This is a genomic window from Gemmatimonadaceae bacterium (assembly GCA_036003045.1).
Taxonomy (GTDB): domain Bacteria; phylum Gemmatimonadota; class Gemmatimonadetes; order Gemmatimonadales; family Gemmatimonadaceae; genus JAQBQB01.
The window spans coordinates 95026-114678 of sequence record DASYSS010000059.1 but is presented as its reverse complement, the minus strand read 5'-3'; the positions used below and the strand labels follow the sequence as shown (position 1 = coordinate 114678).

Genomic DNA, 19653 nt, shown 5'->3' with positions numbered 1-19653 from the left:
GTCAGCCGGGCGACGCGAGGAGAAGGAGGACGGCGGCGACGCGGCTCCGGGCCAGGCCATGCCCTCGCGCCCCCGGCCGCGCGTGCAGCTCCCCGAACGCCGCGATCGACCGGAGCCACGCTTCGTCAGGCAGGTCGGACGCGACGAGGGAGTCGAGCACGCGCTCCGCTCCTTCGGCGAGAGGCGCGACCGCCGCCGACCGCGCGGCGTGTGCGAGCGGCGCCAGGATGGCGCGCCGATGGCGTGGCGCGCGGGACAGTGCTCGAGACACGCGGGCAAGAGCGACGCGCCGGCTGCGCGAGGCGCCGATTGCGGGAAGCTCGACGGCCGACGCGCCGAATCGCGCGTCGAGCCAGGAGTTCACGCGATGGAGGACCGCTTCGACCAGAGCATCGCTGACCACGACGCTTGACCCAAGAGCCGCGGTCAACGCGGCGAGCATGGTCGCGGGTGACGCGTCGAACCCCGCGCCGACGTCGGCGATCAGCGTCGCGTCGCCAGGTTGGACCAGGAGCGCGATGGAGCCGGTTCGGTCGCTCGTGACGGCTGCGACGAGCGGCAACGCCGAGTCCTCGCGCGCGGGCGCCGGACTCTCACGCGAATCGAGCCAGGAACGGAGCCGCTCCCGGACGTCGCTGGCGGTTTCGGCGGCGCCGCGATTCACGATCGAGAGCGGAATGGGCGAAGGGAGAATGTGTCCGGCCACGCCGACAGTGCGTTGCGCGATGCGCAGCTTGTCGCGCAGGCGCTCGTCGATGCGCAGCAGGCGCTCCGCCGATGCCGGCGGAGCGACCGAATAGACCGTGACGACGTCGTGGCGCGAACCGAGCCGGCGCACGCGGCCGACGCGCTGGTCGAGCCGCGCGGGGTTCCAGGGATAGTCGAGATGCACCACTACCGACGCCTCCTGCAGATTCAGTCCTTCGCTCAAGACGTCGGTGGTGATGAGCAGGTCGATGCGCTCGGCGCGCGGCGTTTCTCGGCCTCCGCGCCGTGGCGTGAACTGCTCGAGCACCGACGCCCGCGTCAGTCGGCCGCCGGCAACGCGCGCGCCGGACGCCGTGAGCGCGGCGACACCGGCGTCGTGCGCGAGCCTGGCCCACAGGGCACGAACCGTTTCGGCATAATGACAGAACGCGATGATTCGCTCGCCGGGGTGTCGGCGTCGGAGCTCTCGCACGGCCGTCGCGCGATCGTCATCCGGGTCCGGACCGCGACGAAGGCGTTCGAGGAGAGCCGCGATCGAGGACTGGTGTGCACGAACCGCGTCAAGCAGCTCGCCGGTTTCATCGTCGTCGGCGCCGGCCGCCGCGATGATTTCGGGAAACGCGAGCTGTACCGCTTCGCCCGACCACGTCCACGCCGCCAACTCGGCGCGAGTCGGATAGCGCCCGGTCTCGAGGGTGCTCACCAGAGCAACGCCGCGCGCCAATCGTCGCTCGAGGGCCGCGACCAGCGCCGCGCGACTGGATGTCCACTGATGTACGAGGCCGTACAAGAGAAGCGCCGCGGCGGTCGACTCGTCCTTGGCGGGAATGGGTGGCCGAAGGGCCAGCAACCCGTCGATGCAGTCATCCTCTGCGGCAAGCGAAACGACGTGCGGGCCCGACAATCGCGGCACCCCGTGCCTGTCATTCCCTGCGTCGGCGCCGCGCACGACATGGTTCGCGATGTCGGCGTCGTTGAGCGACCAGGCGGCGCGGCCGAGGTACAACGCGATTTGCGCGACGAGATCGGACCGAGAGTTCTGCACCGGAGTCGCGGAAACCAGAAGGACGCGCGAGCGAGCGCAGAGTGCCGCGACGGACGCATACCGCCCGGTCGCCGGATTTCGAAGACGATGCGATTCGTCCACGATGACGAGATCCGGATCATCGCTGGGTACGGCGCCGCGGCTCAGCGCCTCGTGCGTGATCCACGTGGCGTCGCGACGGCAGTCGCGAAGCGCGGCAGTCCACATCTCGCGAAGCGATGCCGGGATCGCAACGATGACGCGCCGCGCGTCGAGTCGATCTGCGACGGCGAGCGCCGTGTACGTCTTACCGAGTCCAACCGGCTCGGCGAGCATCGCACCGCCGTTGCGTTCGATCATCGCGACGAGACGCTCGGCGGCGTCGACTTGGTGCGGCCTGAGTTCGATGCGTCCGAGCACGTTGCGGCCGACGTTCGACCGTTCGCCGAGCGTGGTAGTCGCGATGAGCCGACGAACGTCGTCGGGCGAGGCGAGCCGGAATCCGCTCATCCTCCCATCCACGCGATCATTGCCGCCATCTCTCGCCGATCCGCGCCGTATGCCGCGAGCGCCGCATCGAGCAATTCCTGATCGCTCGGCGCCTTGCCTCGCGCTCCGGCCTCGCCGAGCGGACCAAGAACATCGCGCGCGCGATTCCAATCACTCGGCACCGGGAGGAGCGACATCGTCCAGCCGAGATAACGTCGATAGCCACCGCGTGCGGGCTCGGCGAGCGAGTCGAGCCACGCGCGGGCGAGCGGTCCGTTCAGCAGCGCCGCCAACGCGAACGCGTCGCGCGCGTCGCGGCATCGCGACACGTAGCAGGTGTTGAGCGGCACGCGCGGGTCACCCGCGAGCAATACCGACGCGCGCGGCTCGCGCCCGACGTCGCCCCAAACGACGCGAGGGCGGTCGGCCGCCGCGGCTTCGGTGCGGAAGAGCGACCACCATTGCGGTTTCTCTCTCGCGTCGGCGCGCGCGGCGAGTTGGCGCCGCCAACCCGACATCCAGCGCGAGGTGCGCAACGGCAACGAGCGCAGCGCGCCGCCGAACGCATCATGCGTCCAGATGATCGCGTCGGTGGACGGCGGAACCGACCAGCGGCGCAGACTCTCGCCCCTCAAGAGCGGACGGAGCATGGCGCGCTCGATCGTGGTCCGCTTGCGATCCAGCGTCAGCACGTCGACGAGGTCGTCATCGACGCCGAGGATCTCGACGACGAACGCCGCGTTGAAACCGCATTTCACGCCGAGACGAGGCCGGCCGAGCTCCGATTCGGTGAGCGGACGGCCGAGCCCGCGCAGGAGGTCGAAGCCGCGGCGAGCATCGGGAGGCAGCAGAATCCACGGCGAACCGCGGCTCGCGTCGAAGGGAAGGTGCTTTGCCGGCACGCTCCACGCGAGCGCGCACGACGCGGTGTCGTGCACCGACGCGTCGAGGACCGGTGATCGCACGGCGTGATCGCGCGTTCGCCGTCGCGCCACGATCAGCGACGGATACACGGCGGCGTCGAAGGTCGTGGACGCGCGTGAATGGTCTTCGAGGCGGACGAGCTGGGTGTCGTCGGCGAGTAGTCGTCGCACGCCGCCCCCGGCGAGCGAACGCCAAAGCTTGACCGGAAGGAGGAGCGCCATCGTTCCGCCCGGCGACAACAGGTCGAGCGATCGCTCGACGAACAGGGCCGCGAGGTCGACCTGAGCGGCGAATCCGCGCCCCGCGCCCGCGGCATTCGCGCCCGGCTCCCACGCCGCCGCGCGCGCAACCTGGAAATCGCGGCGATACGCCTTTCGTTGTGACTCCGGCACCCGATGCACGCGAACCCACGGCGGATTGCCGACGACGACACCGAAGCCGCCGCGAGCCGCGACGTCGGGAAAGTGCGTGCGGAAGCCGAACGGCAGCGCGCCGCCGTCGGCGATTCGCCGTCGAAGCACGCGAAGCGCACGCGCGGTCGAGCGCAACCCGGCCGCGGCCAATCGCTCGTCGCGCGACGGACGATAGCGATCGCCGAAGAGGTCGCGGCCTCTCCGTGCGACGAGCGCGTCGCGCCGTTTCGCCGCGACCGCGCGCAGATCGTCGCCGATCGTCTCGATCGCGTATACGCGCTCGGCGCGCTCCAGACGACGAAGAGCAGTCGCCTTGCGTCGCCCGGTTGCACGCGCGTATCGCTCGCGGAGCGCATGTAGCTCGCCGGCGTCTCGGCTGGCCAAGTCCGACGACCCGAATGCTCGGCCCAACAGCGCGTCGCCGACGCGAACGTTGCGATCCAGATTCGGCAGCGGCGTCACCGCGAGCGGATCGGCGACCTCGCTCTCGATCACGACCGACAGCCAGAGTCGCAGCTCGCAGAGCCAGACGGCCGTCGGGTTGACGTCCACGCCGAAGATCGAGCGCGTGAGCACTTCGCGGCGAATCGTGCTCACGTCGCGGCCGTCGCCAAGCGAGGAGCGCAGCGACGCAATCCGCTCGAGCGCGTGCACGAGAAACGCGCCGGATCCGCACGCGGGATCGAGAACCGTAAGCCGCTCGATCGACTCGAGCACGGCGCGCGCGCGCGCGTCAGCCAGCGGTTCGCCGGCGAGCGCGCGTTGTCCGTCGTCATCCAACGCCGACGCGAGCGCCGACGTCGAAACTCGTTCGACGAGAGAGAAGGGCGTGAAGAAGGCGCCCGTGCGGCGACGCTCTCCTGGAGCCATGAGCGATTCGAATGCGCGGCCGAGCATCTCGGGATCGACCGCGGCCTCGGTCCAGGTGGAGGTCTCTTCGCGCGCCGTGAATCGGTATTGTCCGAAAACGTCGAAGAGCAGCGTGCCGTACGCGTCGTCGGAAAACGACAAGCCCCGCAGCCGCCGCTCGACGCCGGTCTTGGCGAAGAGGCCGCCGTTCAGAAACGGAACGCGGCCGAACGCCCGCGCCGTGCGCGCTCGTCGCCTGAACGGTGTGTTGAGGGTACCGAAAAAGAGCGGGCGGAGCACTCGCTCGTGGAAGCGTCCGCCGTCCGCCGCGCATCGGTCGAAGTGTCGCACGAGAAACCCGCGATCGCCGTCGAGCCATCCCTTGGCTTCGAGAAACGCGAGGAACACGAGTCGCGAGGCGTCGAGCAACGCTGCCTCGTGGCGTTCCATCCGTGGTCCGATCGACGACGAGTCAGCGAGCGCCGATACCGCGCGCTCCAACGCCTGATAGAAGCGGGCGGTGAGCGAGTCGCGTCCCAGGATCTCCACCCATCGCATGTGCGTGAGCACGTCGCGTTCGCCGGCCGCGACCGAGAGAGCGCGCAGCGTTTCGGCGTCGCTGTCGACCGGCCGACGGCGATTCACGACGACGGCCGCGACGCGTGGTGGCCGTCGCTCATTCGACCAAGCAGCGATGACGACTTCACCATGCGCGCGTTGCGTCGCGACGAGCACCCAGAGCGCGTGAGCCGCGCGCGTGGCGAGGCGGCCGGCGTACCGAGGGAGGACTTCGCGGATCGCGGCGTCGTCTCGCACCGTGAGGAGAAGCGCGCGAAGGGCGCCGCGGCCGGTCGCCACGCTCGCCTCGACGACGGCATCGTCGAGCCCCAGTGCGCGCTGGGTCTCTTTGTCGAGTGGCGCGGGATCGCCGTCGCAACCGATCGAACGCGCGATCGCCGCGATGCCGGCCGCGGAATCAGCCGAGGCGAGAAGCTCGGCGGCGGCGTGAAGCGATGCGACGGGCACGCGCCGACGCTAGCGCTCGACGCTCGCCGCTGCGCGATCACGCCATTGCGGAACTCCTCAATTCGATTGCGTGGGATCAGCGCGCGACGTATTCGCGCGCTTTCCACTCCACTCGACGTCCTCGGCGCAGTGCGCTCCCCGTGATCAACAAGAGCACGAGCGAGCCGAGCGGATAGAGCGGCGCATACCACAACGGCTGGTTGAACCACGCGTACAACAGCGCCCAATACCCGACGCTCACGAGGTACACGATCGCCGACCACGCGAGCCACGCGCCGGACAGCACGCCGGCGGCGCAGAGGAGGAGAACGAGCGGCGGCACGAGCGCGGAAATCGGCATCAGCGGCAGGATCACCGGATACAGCGCGCGCCCGACGCGCCCGCCAAGTGCAGCGTGACGGCCGCTGGCGTAAATGTTCTTGCGCCAGCCGGACACGGCCTCGCGATAGCCGGAATACATGTGCGTGGAGAGCTGGTGGCGGCCCATGACGAGCGCGATGCGCCGGCCGCCGCGCACCCACTCCTGCGCCATCGCCATGTCCTCGGCGACCAAGTCGCGAACGAGCTCGTGGCCGCCCATCGCGTAGTACGTTCCCCGTCGCACGAGAATGTATTGGCCGTTCGCGATCGCGTCCGTCGGGCGTTTCGCCTGGCTCACGTGCTCCGTCCCGCCGTAGCGAACGGACAGAAGGGCGAAGAGCTGCGGCTGGATGATCCGCTCCCAGAACCCGCGCATCTCCTGCGCGCCGGCGACGGTAATCAGGTCGGCATGGCGCGCGCGCAGCTCGTTCACCGAGCGCGAGAGCAAATCGGGCGCGTGCATGGTGTCGGCGTCGGTGAAGCAGAGCAGCGACCCACTCGCTACCCGGGCTCCGCTCGCGCACGCCCACTGCTTGCCGAACCAACCCGTCGGCAGGTCCGGCGCCTGAATGACCGCGAGACGAGCATCGCTCGCCGCGATCTCGCGCGCGATGTCGCCCGTGCCGTCGCTCGAATGGTCGTCGACGACGATGATCTCGACGTTCGGATAGGTCGTCGACAACACGGAGCGAACGCAGCGCTCGATGTTGCGCGCTTCGTTGCGCGCGGGGATGATCACGGACACGAGCGGAGCGTTGGGACTGATCTCCGACGTTGTGTCGTCGAGCGACCGCGATTTCAGGGAGCGCACGATCACGACGATCGGCGGGACGATCCACGGCAGCGACCAGAGCAGCCCCGTCGTGAGCGCGCTCAAGACGCCAGCGCGGCCTCGCGTACGGGCTCGGCGCGACGCGCGACGATCGTCGCGGCCGCGAGCTGGCCGGTCACGTTCGCTGTCGTGCGAAAGATGTCCGGAATCGTGTCGACGCCGAGCAGGATGCCGAGCCCTTCGATCGGCAGGCCGATGCTCGCCAGCACGGGAGCCATGACGATGATCGAGCCGCCGGGGATTCCCGGAATGCTGAAGCTCGTCAGCACCGCGGTGACGACGACCGTTCCGAGCTGCGCGGGAGACATCGCGACGCCGTACAGCTTGGCGAGAAACACGGTCCCCACCGTCAAGCCGAATGGCGCGCCGATGCGGAACATCGCCGTCGCGAACGGCAGGAAGAACCCGCTGATCTCGTCGGACATGCCAAGCCGGGTTCGCGCCGAGTCGATCAGCGCGGGGAGCGCGGCGAGCGACGAACGCGACGAGAATGCGACCGCCTGCGCGGGAAGCGCGGCGCGAATGAACTGTCGCGCCGGCACGCGGCCGCTCACCACCGCCGCCGGCACGAGGAAGAACACGATGAGCGCGACGGCGCCCACCGACACGACGGTCACGTAGACCGCCAGCGCCCCGACGGCGGCAAGCCCCAATCGCGCGACGAGCGGCAACGCGAGCGCGAACACGCCGATCGGTGCGACGACGAGCAGCCATCGCACGAGGACCAGCATCGATTCGGCGATCGCGCGAAAAACGGTCACGACCGCGTTCCGCGCCGTCGCTTCGACCGCGCCCAGCGCAAGACCGAGCGCGAGCGCGAAGATGATGAGCGGAAGCATCGCGCCGTCTACCGCGGCCGCGATCGCGTTGGATGGCACGAGCGACACGAGCCACGCAGCCGGTCCCTGGATCGCCGCGGCGCCCGCCGCGACGCTGTTCGCCGTCGGCGACGCAGCGCGCAGGCGCGCCACCGCGGCGGGATCGAGCTGAAGGTTCGCGACGATCGGCGGCGTCACGAGCGCGGCAAGTCCGGCCGACAGTGTGAGCAAAATGACGAAGACGAGAACCCCGCGGCCGCCGACCCGCGCCAACATCGCGCGGTCCTCAGTCGATGCGACCCCGACGATGAGGCTCGACACGACGAGCGGCACGACCGTCATGCGGATCGCATTCACGAACAGCGTTCCGAACGGCTCCACGACGGCAACGATCGAGCGCGACAGCCCCGCGTCGATCTGACTGAGCGCGATGCCTGCCGCGATTCCGGCGCCGAGTGCCAGGAGGACACGCGTCGAGAGAGACACGCGCAGAACTTACCGCCGCGCACTCCGCACGACGAACCGGTTGGAACACGGACAAAAAAGGGCCGCGAGCGGTGGCGACCGCTCGCGGCCCGTAAGGACCCGACCGACGATCCAATGAATAGAGCAGCCTATCGATTGCTCTCTGAGCCGGGGTTGCCCGAGCCAGGCTTCTGCGTCGAGCCGCTCCCGCCCGCGCCCGTACCGGACGACGGGTTCTTGCCCTGCGAGCCGCCCGAGCCCGAGCCGCCCATTCCTCCGCCGCTGCTCGAGGAGCCGCCCATGCCACCGCCGCTGCTCCCGCCGCTGGGGTTTCCACTCATTCCGCCGCCGGACTTGGAGCCACCGGACGGATTCGAGCTGCCCGATCCGCTCGAGCTCCCCGCACCTCCCGAACTGCCTGACTTACTCGGATTGTTTGGATCGTTGCTTCGGTCGTTATCGCGGTCCGCCATGGTCCTTCCTCCATCATGAAGTCCATGCCGGGCACCGATGCGCCCGGCGAGTGTGACTTGCGTCTCGCAGCATCGGTGCCATGTACGACCAAAGACATCGAGTGACGAGGCCGACGACGAGTTGACGAGTTCGCCTGCACATGCGTACGTCCTGCAATGCGTTTTCCGCCACTTCTCGGCGCTGGCGCGCGTGTCGCGCTCGTCGCACCCTCGGGTCCGCTTCGCGGCGCTGCCGATCTCGAGCGCGCAATGGAGAACGCGCGCTCATTCGGCTGGGAGCCTGTGCCCGGTGCACACGTGCTCGAGCGCGACGGATATTTGGCCGGCAATGACGCGAATCGTTTGGCCGACTTCGCCGCCGCCGCGTCGAACGACGCGATCGACGGCGTGTGGTGCATCCGTGGCGGCTACGGCGCGATGAGACTGCTCGACGCGATCGATTACGACGTGTGGCGGTGGAAACCGAAAGCGTTGATCGGCTACTCCGACATCACCGCGCTCCACGGCGCGATCGGCGCGCGCGCGGATCTCGTCACGTATCACGGCCCGACGGCGCGCGCTGAGCTGACCGAGTTGACGCGCCGCTCGCTCCGGGCGGCCGTGTCGACCGGCGACACGCCGTACGTCGTGCGCCACGACGAGACAGTCACCGTGCGCGGCGGGTGCGCGCGCGGGCGTCTTGTCGGCGGCAATCTGGCGCTCGTCGCGTCGCTCGCGGGAACGCCATACGCGCTCAACCTCGACCGCGCGATCCTCGTGCTCGAGGACGTGAACGAGGCCGTCTATCGAATCGATCGCATGCTCGTGCAGCTCGCATTGTCCGGAGCGCTGGCGCGCTGTGCCGGAATCGTCTTCGGCCGCTTCACGGAGATTCCGGCGGACGCGGGCGAGGTGGAGCAGTCACTACCCCTCGAGCGCATATTGCAGGAGGTCGCCGACCGCTTTCGCGTGCCATGCGTCGCGAACGCGCCGTTCGGCCATGTCGACGATCAGTTCACGCTGCCGCTGGGGGCGACCGCGGTCCTCGACGCCGACCAGCGAACTATTGTCATCGAACGATAAGGCACGCCGATGAAGACCTATCCGGAGCTGATGGCGGAGGCGAAAGGGCGCACCCGCGAAGTCACGCCGCGCCAAGTGCTCGACATGCAGGCGCGGGGCGAGCCCGTGGTCCTCGTCGACATCCGCGAGATTCAGGAAGTGAACGCCGCGAAGATTCCCGGGTCGGTTCACGTCCCACGCAGCCACCTCGAGAGCCGCATCGAAGCGCAGGTCGCGCGTGACGCGAACGTGGTCCTCTATTGCTCGTCGGGCAGCCGCTCGGTCCTCTCCACCGATACGCTCCAGACCATGGGCTACTCGACCGTGGCATCGATGGCGGGAGGCATTCGCGCGTGGGCCGACGCCGGCGGCGAGGTGGAATGACCGGTGTCGTCGCTGGACGAGTTTCTCGAACGCCCTGACGTCGCGCGCATAGCGCGCCGCCTCGCCGAGCGAACACCGGTCGCGGTCGAGACGACCGGGAGCGAGCGCTACGCGGCGATCGCCCTGACGCTCCGACCATCGGCGGACGGCGAGCCGGAGCTCCTCATGATCCGCCGCGCCGAATTCGAGGGCGATCCGTGGAGCGGGCACATCGCCTGTCCCGGCGGCCGCATGGACCCGAGCGACATCGATCTCGCGCACACCGCGATGCGCGAGACGCTCGAAGAGACCGGCGTCGACCTCGCGCGCGATGGCCGCGTGCTCGGCGCGCTCGACGATGTCGCGCCGCGCACGCCCGCGCTGCCGCCGCTCGTCATCCGCCCGTTCGTCGCCGTCGTGAGCCGCGACGCCGTGACCACGCCGAGCGACGAGGTCGCCGAAGCGTTCTGGGTTCCACTCTCCGCGTTCCTCCACGGACCGTCATGGGGGCGAGCCTCGGTGCCGATTCGCGGCGTCGGCTCGAGAGAAGTGGAGGTGTTCCGCTACGGTCAGTTCGTCGTGTGGGGACTCACGCATCGAGCGCTGACGCAGTTTTTGGAGCTCGCCAGAGACTAGCGGCCGTTGGGTGGTCCGAACTCGCGACGATGTCGCGCCAGTCTTGCTATGTCCTTCGGCAAGAAAACTCGACGCAGACGACGCAGATTGAAAGGCAATCCCGCAGATACAGAGCGCGTGAAAAGCACATCGCGTCGTTGATCCGCGGCATTGTAGTTCCAGTCTGCGTCATCTGCGTGGAAATTTACTGGGCCTTCGCCGTAGCTCTCTCACCACAGGGAGTCCTGTGAAAACGAGAAGGACCCAGCACCAGTGGCGCGGGGTCCTAGGTCTCGCTCGAGCCGCCGAAAACCTCAGCGAATGAAGGTCGACGTCGTTACCAGCGGAACGCCTCGATTCCGGCGCGAACGGTTCTCGGCAACCCGATCGAGTACACGAACGGACTCGCCGCCGTGCCCGACCCGGCGATGTTCACCTGGTACTTCGCGTCGCCGATGTTCTCGACCGACACGAAGCCGCGCAGCCCGGGAACCAGCTCGCGCTGAATGTTCGCGTCCACGACGGTGAACGGCGCGAGGCCGATGCCGCCGAGCGTCGTCGTGCGACCCTCGTGACGCCACATCAGTGTCCAGTCGCCCAACTGGTTGGAGCTGTACGTTGCGCGGATCGTCTGGCGCGGTGACGGCACGCGGTTGATGTGCGGCTTCGTCGCATCGGTCGCGGTCGCGGGCAGTCCGCTCTGCTGGCGGTCGTCGTCGTAGTTCACGCCGGCGCTGATGAACAGTTCGTGGACCGGTCGCACCGCGATGTACGCCTCGCCGCCCTGGCTGCGCTCGGCGTTCACGTTCTGACGAACGCGGCAGGTTGCGATCGCGCCGCACTCCGCCGGCTTGTTCGCCGTGAGCGTGACCGGAACGTTGAAATCGTTGTACTCGGCGACATAGTAGGTGCCCTTCGCCTGAATCCAATCGACCGGCTGCCAGTCGAAGCCGACTTCGCGGCCGAGCGCCGTCTCGGCGCCAAGGTCGGGATTCGGCACGGTGATCGACGTCGGCGACACCTGCTTGCGATACAGTTCGGCGAGGTTCGGTGCGCGGAACGCCTTGTAGACCGCGGCGTGCAGCGAGAACGACGACACGACCTGATAACGCGCGCCGAGGCGCGGCGAGAACGCCGTCTTCGACCGGTCCTGATACGTCGTCTGCGTACCACCGGTGAGGAACGAGCGGCCGTCGTCGTTGTTCCACTGGTCGACGCGTCCGCTCAGCTCGATGCGCAGCGGGGAGATCGGCGCGGCGATCGCTTGGAGGAACGCGCCGCTCAAGCTCTGATTGCCGCCGGACGAGATTTGCCGCGCGATCGACCCGCACGTCGCGGCGGTCGGACATCCGGTCGTGTTGTAGTCGGTCTCGTTGTAGTCGCCCTGATAATGGCGATAGTCGGCGCCGGCGCTGAACGATTCGAGGCCAATCAAGCCCGTGCGCGTCCACAGCGCCGACGCGCCCCAATCGTGGCTCGGGATCTGCGCATCGGCGCTCGAATCCTCCGCGTTGCGAAGCGTCGCCGAGCGAATCGTCGTGGCGCGCTGGTTCTCGATCTGCCGCCCGTCCCAACCGCGGATCGCCAGCGTGCCGCCGCCGAAGCCCTGGCCGTTCACGCCGAAGTCAGCGTCGCGCTGGTCCCGGTTGCCGGCGCTCAGCGGCGTGCCGAGTCCGCGAGAGTCACCGAAGAAGTGTCCGGTGGCGAAGGCGCTCCACTGCGACGACGGCGCGTAGTTCAGCCGCGCGTAGCCGTTTCGCGTGATCGACGTCGACGCGACGTCGATCGGGCCGACGGCGCCGTTGAGGCCGATGAGCTTGTAGCCGCCGCCTTCCTGATAGTCACCGTTGACGTCGACGCTGAATCCGGATCCGAGTGGGACGCCGGCGCCCAGGTAGGCGTGCCGCGCCGAGCGGCTGCCGCCGTCGGCTTGAAGGTCCATCGAGCCCGGCGACATCGGCCGGCCGAAGAACGAGATCACGCCGCCCATCGCGCCGTTGCCGTACAGATTCGACGTGCCGCCTTCGAGCACTTCGACGTGATCGATCATCGCTTTCGGCACGCGTCCCCAGTCGATCCATTCACCCCACGCGTCGTTGACGGGAATCCCGTCGAACAACACGGCGGTGCGGCCCTCGTCGACGCCGCGGATCGAGACGATTTGCGCGGTGCCGCCGACCAGGCTGCTGGTGCGCGGCAGCTCGACAGCGGGAATCTCACGCAGCATGTCCTGCGCTTCGCGCGCGGGCGTCTGACGCACCTGTTCCGACGTGAGCACGTTCACCGTCGCCGTGACCTTGCTCGCCTCCACGGCGGTGCGGGTCGCCGACACGATCACGCTCGACAGGAGCAGCGAGCCTTCCTTCAGCGACACTTCGTGCGACACCGTGCCGGTCGCCGGAACGGCGACTGATCCGCTGTCCGGCGCGCGGCCAATCGCCGTCGTGGTGACGACGTAGGTGCCGGCGGGCAGGTTGCGCAGAACGTATGCGCCCTTTTGGTCGGTCGTCGCGATGCGCTGCGGGTTCGCGACGCTCACGGTGGCGCCGGAAATAGGCGAGTGCGTGTCGGCGCGAGTGACCGTCCCGCGAATCGAACCTTGGGCGGCCGCGGTTGAACCACTGAGCGCAACCGCCGCGGTCGCGACAAAAGAGCAACAGAACCACGGTGTTCTGACACGTCTGCTGAGCATGCGGATCTCGCCTGAGCGTCTCGAATTTGACGGTGTCGGGCCCTCACGGTTCAACGGCGCCACGACGCGAAATAGCTGGACCAGCCTGGCGAATCATGAATAATTCATGAACGCCAGTTTACCCCTGGGGCGGCGGGCCGGCAAGGGCATCAGCCCTCGACGGACGCCTCGGCCTCGAGGGGCAGCGTGAGGCGAAACTCGGTGTGGCCGGGACGCGACTCGACCAGTTCCAACCGGCCATCGTGCAGCTCGGCGATGCGGCGTGCGATCGCGAGGCCCAGCCCCGACCCGCTCGTCACGGACGACTCGGGATCCGCCGCGCCGGCGGTCCGTTGATCCGCGCCGGAGCGCGAGGCGTCGGCGCGGAAAAACCGCTCGAACACGCGCGGCTGGTCGTCGGCTGGAATGCCGCCGCCGGCGTCGATGACGCGGACGGTGGACGCGCCGTCCGCGCGCGCCATCTCGATGCGGACCGTGCTCCCCTCCGGCGAGTGTTTGATCGCGTTGTCCAGCAGGTTCTGGAGAAGTCGGCCGATCAGGTCGGCGTCGGCGTAAATCGGCGCGTCGACGACGGCTCCCACTGCCACGCGGAGCCGCCGGCTCTCGGCGAGTAGTCGCACGCCACGCGCGACGTCGTGCACGATCTCCTCGAGATACACGTGCCCGCGGTGCTCGACGGCCACGCCCGTGTCGGCGCGCGCGAGCAGCAACAGATCGTCGACGATGCGCGACATCCGCCGCGCCGCACCCTGGACGACGCCGAGCGACGCGCGGTAGTCGCTCTCGGGGCGCCGCGGTTGTGCGAGCGTGACGTCGGCCTCGGTGCGCACGATCGCCGCGGGCGTCCGCAGTTCGTGCGACGCATCCGCCATGAATCGCTGCTGCTGGATGAACGACGCTTCGAGACGATCGAGCAGGCCGTTCACGACGCGCGCCAGCCCCGCCAGCTCTTCGCCGCCCGCCACCGGCAGGCGATCTTGGAGATTCGCCGCGCTGATCTCCGCCGCGCGCGCCGCCATCGCCGACAGCGGCACGAGATTTCTCGTCGCGAGGAAATACCCGCCCGTGATCGCGCCGACGAGGAGCAGAGGCACCGCGAACACGAGAATCTCACGCAGGCGCGCGAGCACCGCCTCCGTGTCGCGCAGCGAGTAGGCCCCGGTGAGCACGAAGCGCTCATTGTCGATCGTGAGCGGACGGCCGCTCACGAAGTAGTCACCGCGGGCCGTCGTCACGGTGGCGGACACCGGCCTCGCCGCGTCGTGGCCGCGAATCGCCGCGGCCACGCGGTCGCTGAGTACGTCGCGCGAGACCCCGTCCGCGCCGTGGTCGGCGTCCGGGGGGGCCGCGCTCATTTCGCTTTCCGGCGACGTCGCGACGAGGGTGCCCGCGCCGTCGAGCACGGCAATTCGCAGATCCTGGAAACGAACCTCGTTGACGGTCGTGCGAATCGCGATCAGGGGCGACAGCGCCGCGCGTCGCTCGGCGACGACTTCGCGGGAGAACGCGCTCAGCGCGTCGCCGATGAACTGGTCGGTCCTGCTGTGCAGCATCCGGGCGAACAACAGGTAGAAACCCAGCGCGAGCGCGATGAGTGGCACGCCGAGCAAGACGGAGTACCAGAGCGTGAGACGCGCGCGAAGTGTGGACGGCCAGGGGAATACGAGGGGAGGGGGGGCCACGTTCTTTCTCGTTCGCTAGCCGCGCTCGCGCGACGTCTTGGCACGTGCATTCACGACGGGGGCAGCCGTCGCGACGCGTCGCGACGAGGGCGCATCCAGCATGAACCCCGTTCCCCGGATCGTCTTGAACAGCGCGACTTTTTCGCCTTCGTCGATCTTGCGGCGCAAACGACTCGCGTAGACGTCGATGATGTTCGAGTAGGTGTTCTGCGCGTCGTCCCAGACGTGCTCCATCAGTTCGGCGCGGTCGATCACTCGCCCCGCGTTTCGCGCCAGGTGGAGCAGAAACGCGAACTCTTTCCCGGTGAGCGCGATCTCGCGACGATTTCGCCGCACGCTCCGCCGCAGCGTGTCGATCACCAGATCGCCCACCTCGACGGTCGCGGACGCGACCGGGCCGCGGCGGCGAGTCAGCGCGCGCAGACGCGCCAGGAGCTCGCCGAAGTCGAACGGCTTCGTGAGATAGTCGTCCGCGCCCGCGTCGAGCCCTTCGATGCGGCTGTCCACGCCGTCGAGCGCCGTGAGAATCAAAATGGGGACGGCGTTCCCGCTCTGGCGAAGCCCGGAGCAGACCGCGACGCCGCTTTTACCCGGGAGCAGCACGTCGAGGATCACCGCGTCGTAGTGGTTCGCCGCCGCGAGCGAGGCCGCTTGCGTTCCCGTGCCCGCCTGATCGACGGCATACGACGCCTCGCGCAGACCGCGCGCGATCGAGAGTCGGAGTTGCCGGTCGTCTTCGGCCAGGAGAATCCGCATGCTAGCCAAGCTACGCTCCGGGCACGCGACGAGGCCAGTCCGCGGGTATGCCAACATTGAAATTCCACCGACGCCATTGCATGCCGTCGCGCGGCTGGCGAGAATTCGCGGCCATGCCATCCGCGTCCGCCCCGGTCCAATTCGCCCAAACGCGAGACGGAACGGCCGCTTTCGAGCTCATCGCGGTCGACAACCTCTCCAAACGTTTTGGCGAGTTCTGGGCCCTTCGCGGCGCGAGCTTCTCCATCCGTCGCGGCGAGATCCTCGGGCTGATCGGCCCGAATGGATCCGGCAAGACGACGCTCTTTCAGTGTTTCGCGGGGCTCGCGCCGGCGACGCTCGGCATGGTGGAGCGAGACGCGGCACGCGTGTCGCCGGACGATCGCAAGAAGCTTCTGTTCTTCGTCCCCGACGGCGTTCGACCCTGGGCGGACCAATCGGTCGCGTGGACCCTTCGCTTCACCGCGGGCCTGCACGGGGCGTCGCGAGAATCGGTCGACGCGATTTCGTCGTCGCTCGGGCTCGCGTCGCTCGCCGGCGCGCGACTGCGCGAGCTCTCGAAGGGCGAGCATCGGCGGGTCGTGCTGGCGATCGGCCTGTTGACGCCGCACCCGCTGCTCATGCTCGACGAGCCGTTCGACGGCCTCGACTTGCGTCAGACGCGCGACGTGATGGCGGTGCTGCGTGAGCACGCGAAGCACCGCACGCTCTTTCTTTCGATCCACCAGCTGGGCGACGCCGAACGCGTCTGCGACCGTTTCGTGTTGTTGAGCGCCGGTCGCGTCGCCGGAGAAGGGACGCTCGACGAGTTGCGCGCGCGGGCGGGCCTTGCCCCCGCCTCGGAACGCGCGGGGCTCGAGGAGGTGTTCCTTGCCCTCACGTAGCGAATGGCGCTGGCTGCTCGCGAAGGAGTTTCGCGAGCTCGCGGCGTCGCGCGCGTTCTGGCTGCTCCTCATCGTTACCGGCGCGCTCGTCGGCCATGGAATCATGTCGGCGTCGGAGCTGTACGCCGAGGCGAGTGGCGTCGGCGGAGGCCCGGCGGCGCTCTCTCAGGGACTCAGCCCGCTCGAGGGGATCGTCGTGCCGACACTCGGCGCCTACGATCTCGCGGCGACGCTGCTCTTTCCGTTCGTGGTGATTCGTCTCGTCGCGGTCGAAAAACAGAGCGGCGCGCTTTCGTTGATGCTTCAGGCGCCGACGCGGTTCGGCGCGTCGATCGTCGCGAAGGGCGTCGTACTCGTGGCCGCGTGGGCGATCGCGTTGCTCGCCGGCGGTGTGGCGCTGGCGACGTGGATGGCGATCGGCGGGCATCTCTACGGCCCGGAGACGTCGACGGTCGTCATCGGGTATCTGTTGCGCGGCGTTCTCGCCATCGGCATCGGCGCGGCGGCCGGCGCGCTCGCCGCGAGCGCGGCCAGCGCGGCGATCATCGCCTTGACCGTAACGATCGGGACGTGGGCGCTCGACTACGTCGCGGCCGCGCGCGGCGGAACGATCGCGGCGATCGCGCAGTACACGCCCACGTCCGCGCTCGCGTCGTTCGAGCACGGCGATCTCCGCGTGGCGACCGTGCTGATTCTCACGACCATCGGCTTGGCCGGGCTGGGCGTCGCGGCGGCGTGGTTGCGAGAAGGACGTCAGCTGTCGCGCCGCGTCGCCGGAGTCGCGGGCGCGCTGATCGCGGCCAGTCTGGCGTGCGTGGCGTTCGCGCACCTTCGCGCCGACCGCGACGTGAGCGAAGATCGCCGGAACTCGTTTCCGCGGGCCGACGAAGCGGCATTGCGTCGGATCGACACGCCGCTGAAAGTCACCGTCCACCTTGCCGCCGAGGATCCGCGCCTCACGGATCTCGATCGCGGCGTGCTCGCGAAGCTGCGACGCACGATGAAGTCCGTGACCGTCGAGTACGCGGCGCAGAGTAGGAGTGGACTGTTCGAGGGGGCGAACAGCCATTATGGCGAAGTGTGGTACGAGCTCGGAGGAAAAAAGGAGATGAATCGCTCGAGCACTGAACCCATCGTGCTCGAGACGGTGTATCGGCTCGCTGGCGTGGCGCCGCCAACGCCGGCCGACGAGCCGGCGTATCGTGGGTACCCGCTCGCGAAGCGGATAGCCGCAGCGCCGTGGATATTCTTCGTCGCGTGGCCGATCGTCGTCGGACTGATTTGGTGGCGTGTGACCGCGTCGAAAGGCCGCATGAACGCGACCGCCGCCGCCGGTTGAGTGTGATCGGTCATCGGTCATCTCATCATCGATGACGTGACAGGTTCTCGAAGGAACTCGTGGGGAGGGGGGCAGATGCGGAAGGTGATTTCCAGGAGCGTGTTGTTCTTGCTGACGGCGGGGGCCGCGCTCGCACAAGCGCCAGCGGGTGCGTCGGCGACGAAGACCGTGAGCTTCGCCAAGGAAACGGTGGGGAAGGAGCCCAGCTCGTTCGCACCGATGGTCGGCAGTTGGGTGATGTCGCAGGACGCCGGCCACAAAGTGCTCTTCATCGACGGCCGTGTGTGGAAGCGCGGGCAGCCGGCGGGCGGTCTCGCCGACAAGGCGCGAGAGCTGTACGGTGCGCGCAATGAAGAGTTCATCGAGAGCATCAAGGCGTTCGCGTACTACCCGATCGCCGTGTACAAGGGGCTCGACAACTTCGAGAACGGCGAGATCTCCGTCCGCTTTCAGATGATCGGCGGCACGCTCGACCGGTGCGCCGGCATTCTCTTCGACGTGAAGCCGAACGGCGACTATCTCACCGTCCGTTACAACGGAACCGAGGACAACGTGGTGCTGTGGACGTTCAACAACGGCGTGCGAAAGTTCGTGAATCGCGCGCCGACGCTCACGCCGCTCGAGCTGGGGACGTGGCATACGCTCAAGATCAGCGTGCACGGGACCTCGCTCAAATCGTGGCTCGACGACAAGCCGATGCACGACTACACGCTGCCGCATTCCGTGTCCGGCAAGATCGGCGTGTGGTCGAAGACGGACAGCATGATCGAGTTCGACGACTTCACCGTGACGCCGACTGCAAAATGAATCGACTGCTCGCACTGGTCGCGCTCGCCGTCGTTCCGCTCGCCGCGAGCGCGCAGGCCAAACCGGCCGCGAAGAAATCGCCCACCTGCGGCTGGAAGCCCGGTGACGCGTGGGTCACGCGACAAGCCGAGTTCTTCGACGACTCGAAGCACGACTGGAGCGACGACACGCTCCGCACCCAACTCCTCCAGGCCGCCGGACTTGGCGCCGCGCTGAGCGCGCCGGTTCAATTCGGCGTCGAGGTTCAGGGTCGGGCCGCGGCGCTCGGACCGAACGCCGCGGCGATGACCGAGCGTCTCAAGGCCCTCGCGGCGCAACGCGGGTCGAAGTGGCCGACGCGCAGTGTCGTCGGTGCCGCCGGCGTGCACGCGGTGTACCTCCTCTCGCAGAGCGACACAGGTCTCGCGCGCAACGTGCTGCACCGGATGATGGAGGCTGGTCCGTCCGAGTCGCCCGCCGCCGACGTCGCCACGTTCGAGGATCACATGCGTCTCGTCTGGGGACGCAAGCAGATCTACGGGACGCAGTTCCTCGTCGGTGCCGACGGAAAAATTCAGCTCTCGCCGATGGAGGATTCGGCGCACGCCGACTTCCGGCGCGAGGACGCCGGACTGCCGCCGTTCAGAGTGGCGATGTGCCTGGCGAAGTCAGGATCGTAACCGCACGCTGGGCCAATAGCCCACGGCGGCAAATTGAATTGGTTTTACCGCCCTATCGCCTTTCCTCCATGATTCCCATCGGATTCCCTTCGCTGTCCTCGAACGCACACAGCCATAGCTCGTGATCTGGCAGCCGCGCGATCATCTGCGGCTTTTCGATGAAGTGCACGCCCTTCGCCGTCAGCCCGTCGTACACGGCGTCGATGCTGTCGACGAAGTAGTACAGCATCGAGCCCGCGTGATTGTCCTGTGGGCGTTCGACCGTCGTGAGCATGAGCCGCACCCCGCCGCAGTCGAAGAACGACAGGTTCGGCGGGGCGTCGAAGAGATGCCGCAGGCCGAGCACGTCGCGGTAAAAGGCCGACGCACGCTGCACGTTCTTGCACACGACGGCGATCTGGCCGATGCGGGAATTGGCGAGATTGGGCACGGGC

The 19653-nt window shown here is 68.3% G+C and carries 16 protein-coding genes; 7 read left to right on the top strand and 9 right to left on the bottom strand.

Translation table 11 applies throughout. The features are described 5' to 3' along the window. Window position 1: 1 nt before the first annotated feature. From VGQ44_16145 to VGQ44_16125, 5 genes are all read right to left on the bottom strand, one after another. The gene (locus VGQ44_16145; protein ID HEV8448361.1) at window positions 2–2242 is read right to left on the bottom strand and encodes a DEAD/DEAH box helicase; all 2241 of its coding nucleotides are present in this window, start codon (window positions 2240–2242) and stop codon (window positions 2–4) included. Beyond that, window positions 2239–5433: an N-6 DNA methylase gene (locus tag VGQ44_16140; GenBank protein ID HEV8448360.1), complete on the bottom strand. Its 3195-nt coding sequence runs from the start codon at window positions 5431–5433 to the stop codon at window positions 2239–2241. The genes VGQ44_16145 and VGQ44_16140 overlap by 4 nt, the downstream gene beginning before the upstream one ends. Window positions 5434–5509: 76 nt before the next feature. Beyond that, entirely contained in the window at window positions 5510–6670 is a 1161-nt protein-coding gene (locus tag VGQ44_16135) for a glycosyltransferase family 2 protein (GenBank protein ID HEV8448359.1), read from the bottom strand. Beyond that, window positions 6667–7929, bottom strand: a complete 1263-nt coding sequence (locus tag VGQ44_16130) for a dicarboxylate/amino acid:cation symporter (GenBank protein HEV8448358.1) — start codon at window positions 7927–7929, stop codon at window positions 6667–6669. The genes VGQ44_16135 and VGQ44_16130 overlap by 4 nt, the downstream gene beginning before the upstream one ends. A 128-nt stretch (window positions 7930–8057) precedes the next feature. Next, on the bottom strand, window positions 8058–8381 hold the full coding sequence (locus VGQ44_16125; GenBank protein HEV8448357.1) for a hypothetical protein: 324 nt from the start codon (window positions 8379–8381) through the stop codon (window positions 8058–8060). 156 nt (window positions 8382–8537) lie between these two features. Here VGQ44_16125 and VGQ44_16120 point away from each other — a divergent pair, with 156 nt between their 5' ends. The 3 genes from VGQ44_16120 to VGQ44_16110 are packed head-to-tail and all read left to right on the top strand — an operon-like array spanning window position 8538 to window position 10421. Continuing rightward, on the top strand, window positions 8538–9443 hold the full coding sequence (locus tag VGQ44_16120) for an LD-carboxypeptidase (protein ID HEV8448356.1): 906 nt from the start codon (window positions 8538–8540) through the stop codon (window positions 9441–9443). A gap of 9 nt (window positions 9444–9452) precedes the next feature. Further along, complete coding sequence (locus VGQ44_16115) at window positions 9453–9806, top strand: rhodanese-like domain-containing protein (protein HEV8448355.1); 354 nt, start codon at window positions 9453–9455, stop codon at window positions 9804–9806. Window positions 9807–9809: 3 nt separating this feature from the next. Then, a complete protein-coding gene (locus tag VGQ44_16110) occupies window positions 9810–10421 on the top strand; it encodes a CoA pyrophosphatase (protein HEV8448354.1) in 612 nt (203 codons plus the stop codon). A 316-nt stretch (window positions 10422–10737) separates the two neighbouring features. Here VGQ44_16110 and VGQ44_16105 read toward each other — a convergent pair whose 3' ends face one another. The 3 genes from VGQ44_16105 to VGQ44_16095 form a co-directional block, all read right to left on the bottom strand. Next, complete coding sequence (locus VGQ44_16105) at window positions 10738–13092, bottom strand: TonB-dependent receptor (GenBank protein HEV8448353.1); 2355 nt, start codon at window positions 13090–13092, stop codon at window positions 10738–10740. Window positions 13093–13241: 149 nt separating this feature from the next. Next, entirely contained in the window at window positions 13242–14774 is a 1533-nt protein-coding gene (locus tag VGQ44_16100) for an ATP-binding protein (protein ID HEV8448352.1), read from the bottom strand. Window positions 14775–14789: 15 nt separating this feature from the next. Further along, entirely contained in the window at window positions 14790–15530 is a 741-nt protein-coding gene (locus VGQ44_16095; protein ID HEV8448351.1) for a response regulator transcription factor, read from the bottom strand. Window positions 15531–15643: 113 nt separating this feature from the next. Between VGQ44_16095 and VGQ44_16090 the strand changes: the two genes are divergently transcribed. From VGQ44_16090 to VGQ44_16075, 4 genes are all read left to right on the top strand, one after another. Further along, entirely contained in the window at window positions 15644–16414 is a 771-nt protein-coding gene (locus VGQ44_16090; protein HEV8448350.1) for an ABC transporter ATP-binding protein, read from the top strand. After that, window positions 16401–17753, top strand: a complete 1353-nt coding sequence (locus VGQ44_16085) for a hypothetical protein (GenBank protein ID HEV8448349.1) — start codon at window positions 16401–16403, stop codon at window positions 17751–17753. The genes VGQ44_16090 and VGQ44_16085 overlap by 14 nt, the downstream gene beginning before the upstream one ends. Before the next feature lie 75 nt (window positions 17754–17828). Further along, entirely contained in the window at window positions 17829–18560 is a 732-nt protein-coding gene (locus VGQ44_16080) for a hypothetical protein (protein HEV8448348.1), read from the top strand. After that, window positions 18557–19219, top strand: a complete 663-nt coding sequence (locus VGQ44_16075) for a DUF6624 domain-containing protein (protein ID HEV8448347.1) — start codon at window positions 18557–18559, stop codon at window positions 19217–19219. The genes VGQ44_16080 and VGQ44_16075 overlap by 4 nt, the downstream gene beginning before the upstream one ends. Before the next feature lie 52 nt (window positions 19220–19271). Here VGQ44_16075 and VGQ44_16070 read toward each other — a convergent pair whose 3' ends face one another. Continuing rightward, window positions 19272–19649 carry a VOC family protein gene (locus tag VGQ44_16070; GenBank protein ID HEV8448346.1) on the bottom strand — a complete coding sequence of 126 codons (378 nt, stop codon included), beginning with the start codon at window positions 19647–19649 and terminating at the stop codon, window positions 19272–19274. Window positions 19650–19653 lie beyond the last annotated feature (4 nt).

Excerpts from the sequence above, each read along its gene's own strand:
- VGQ44_16145 (HEV8448361.1), bottom strand. The coding sequence starts at position 2,242 with ATGAGCGGATTCCGGCTCGCCTCGCCCGACGACGTTCGTCGGCTCATC.
- VGQ44_16075 (HEV8448347.1), top strand. The coding sequence starts at position 18,557 with ATGAATCGACTGCTCGCACTGGTCGCGCTCGCCGTCGTTCCGCTCGCC.
- VGQ44_16080 (HEV8448348.1), top strand. The coding sequence starts at position 17,829 with ATGCGGAAGGTGATTTCCAGGAGCGTGTTGTTCTTGCTGACGGCGGGG.
- VGQ44_16125 (HEV8448357.1), bottom strand. The coding sequence starts at position 8,381 with ATGGCGGACCGCGATAACGACCGAAGCAACGATCCAAACAATCCGAGT.
- VGQ44_16115 (HEV8448355.1), top strand. The coding sequence starts at position 9,453 with ATGAAGACCTATCCGGAGCTGATGGCGGAGGCGAAAGGGCGCACCCGC.
- VGQ44_16120 (HEV8448356.1), top strand. The coding sequence starts at position 8,538 with ATGCGTTTTCCGCCACTTCTCGGCGCTGGCGCGCGTGTCGCGCTCGTC.
- VGQ44_16105 (HEV8448353.1), bottom strand. The coding sequence starts at position 13,092 with ATGCTCAGCAGACGTGTCAGAACACCGTGGTTCTGTTGCTCTTTTGTC.
- VGQ44_16095 (HEV8448351.1), bottom strand. The coding sequence starts at position 15,530 with ATGCGGATTCTCCTGGCCGAAGACGACCGGCAACTCCGACTCTCGATC.
- VGQ44_16090 (HEV8448350.1), top strand. The coding sequence starts at position 15,644 with ATGCCATCCGCGTCCGCCCCGGTCCAATTCGCCCAAACGCGAGACGGA.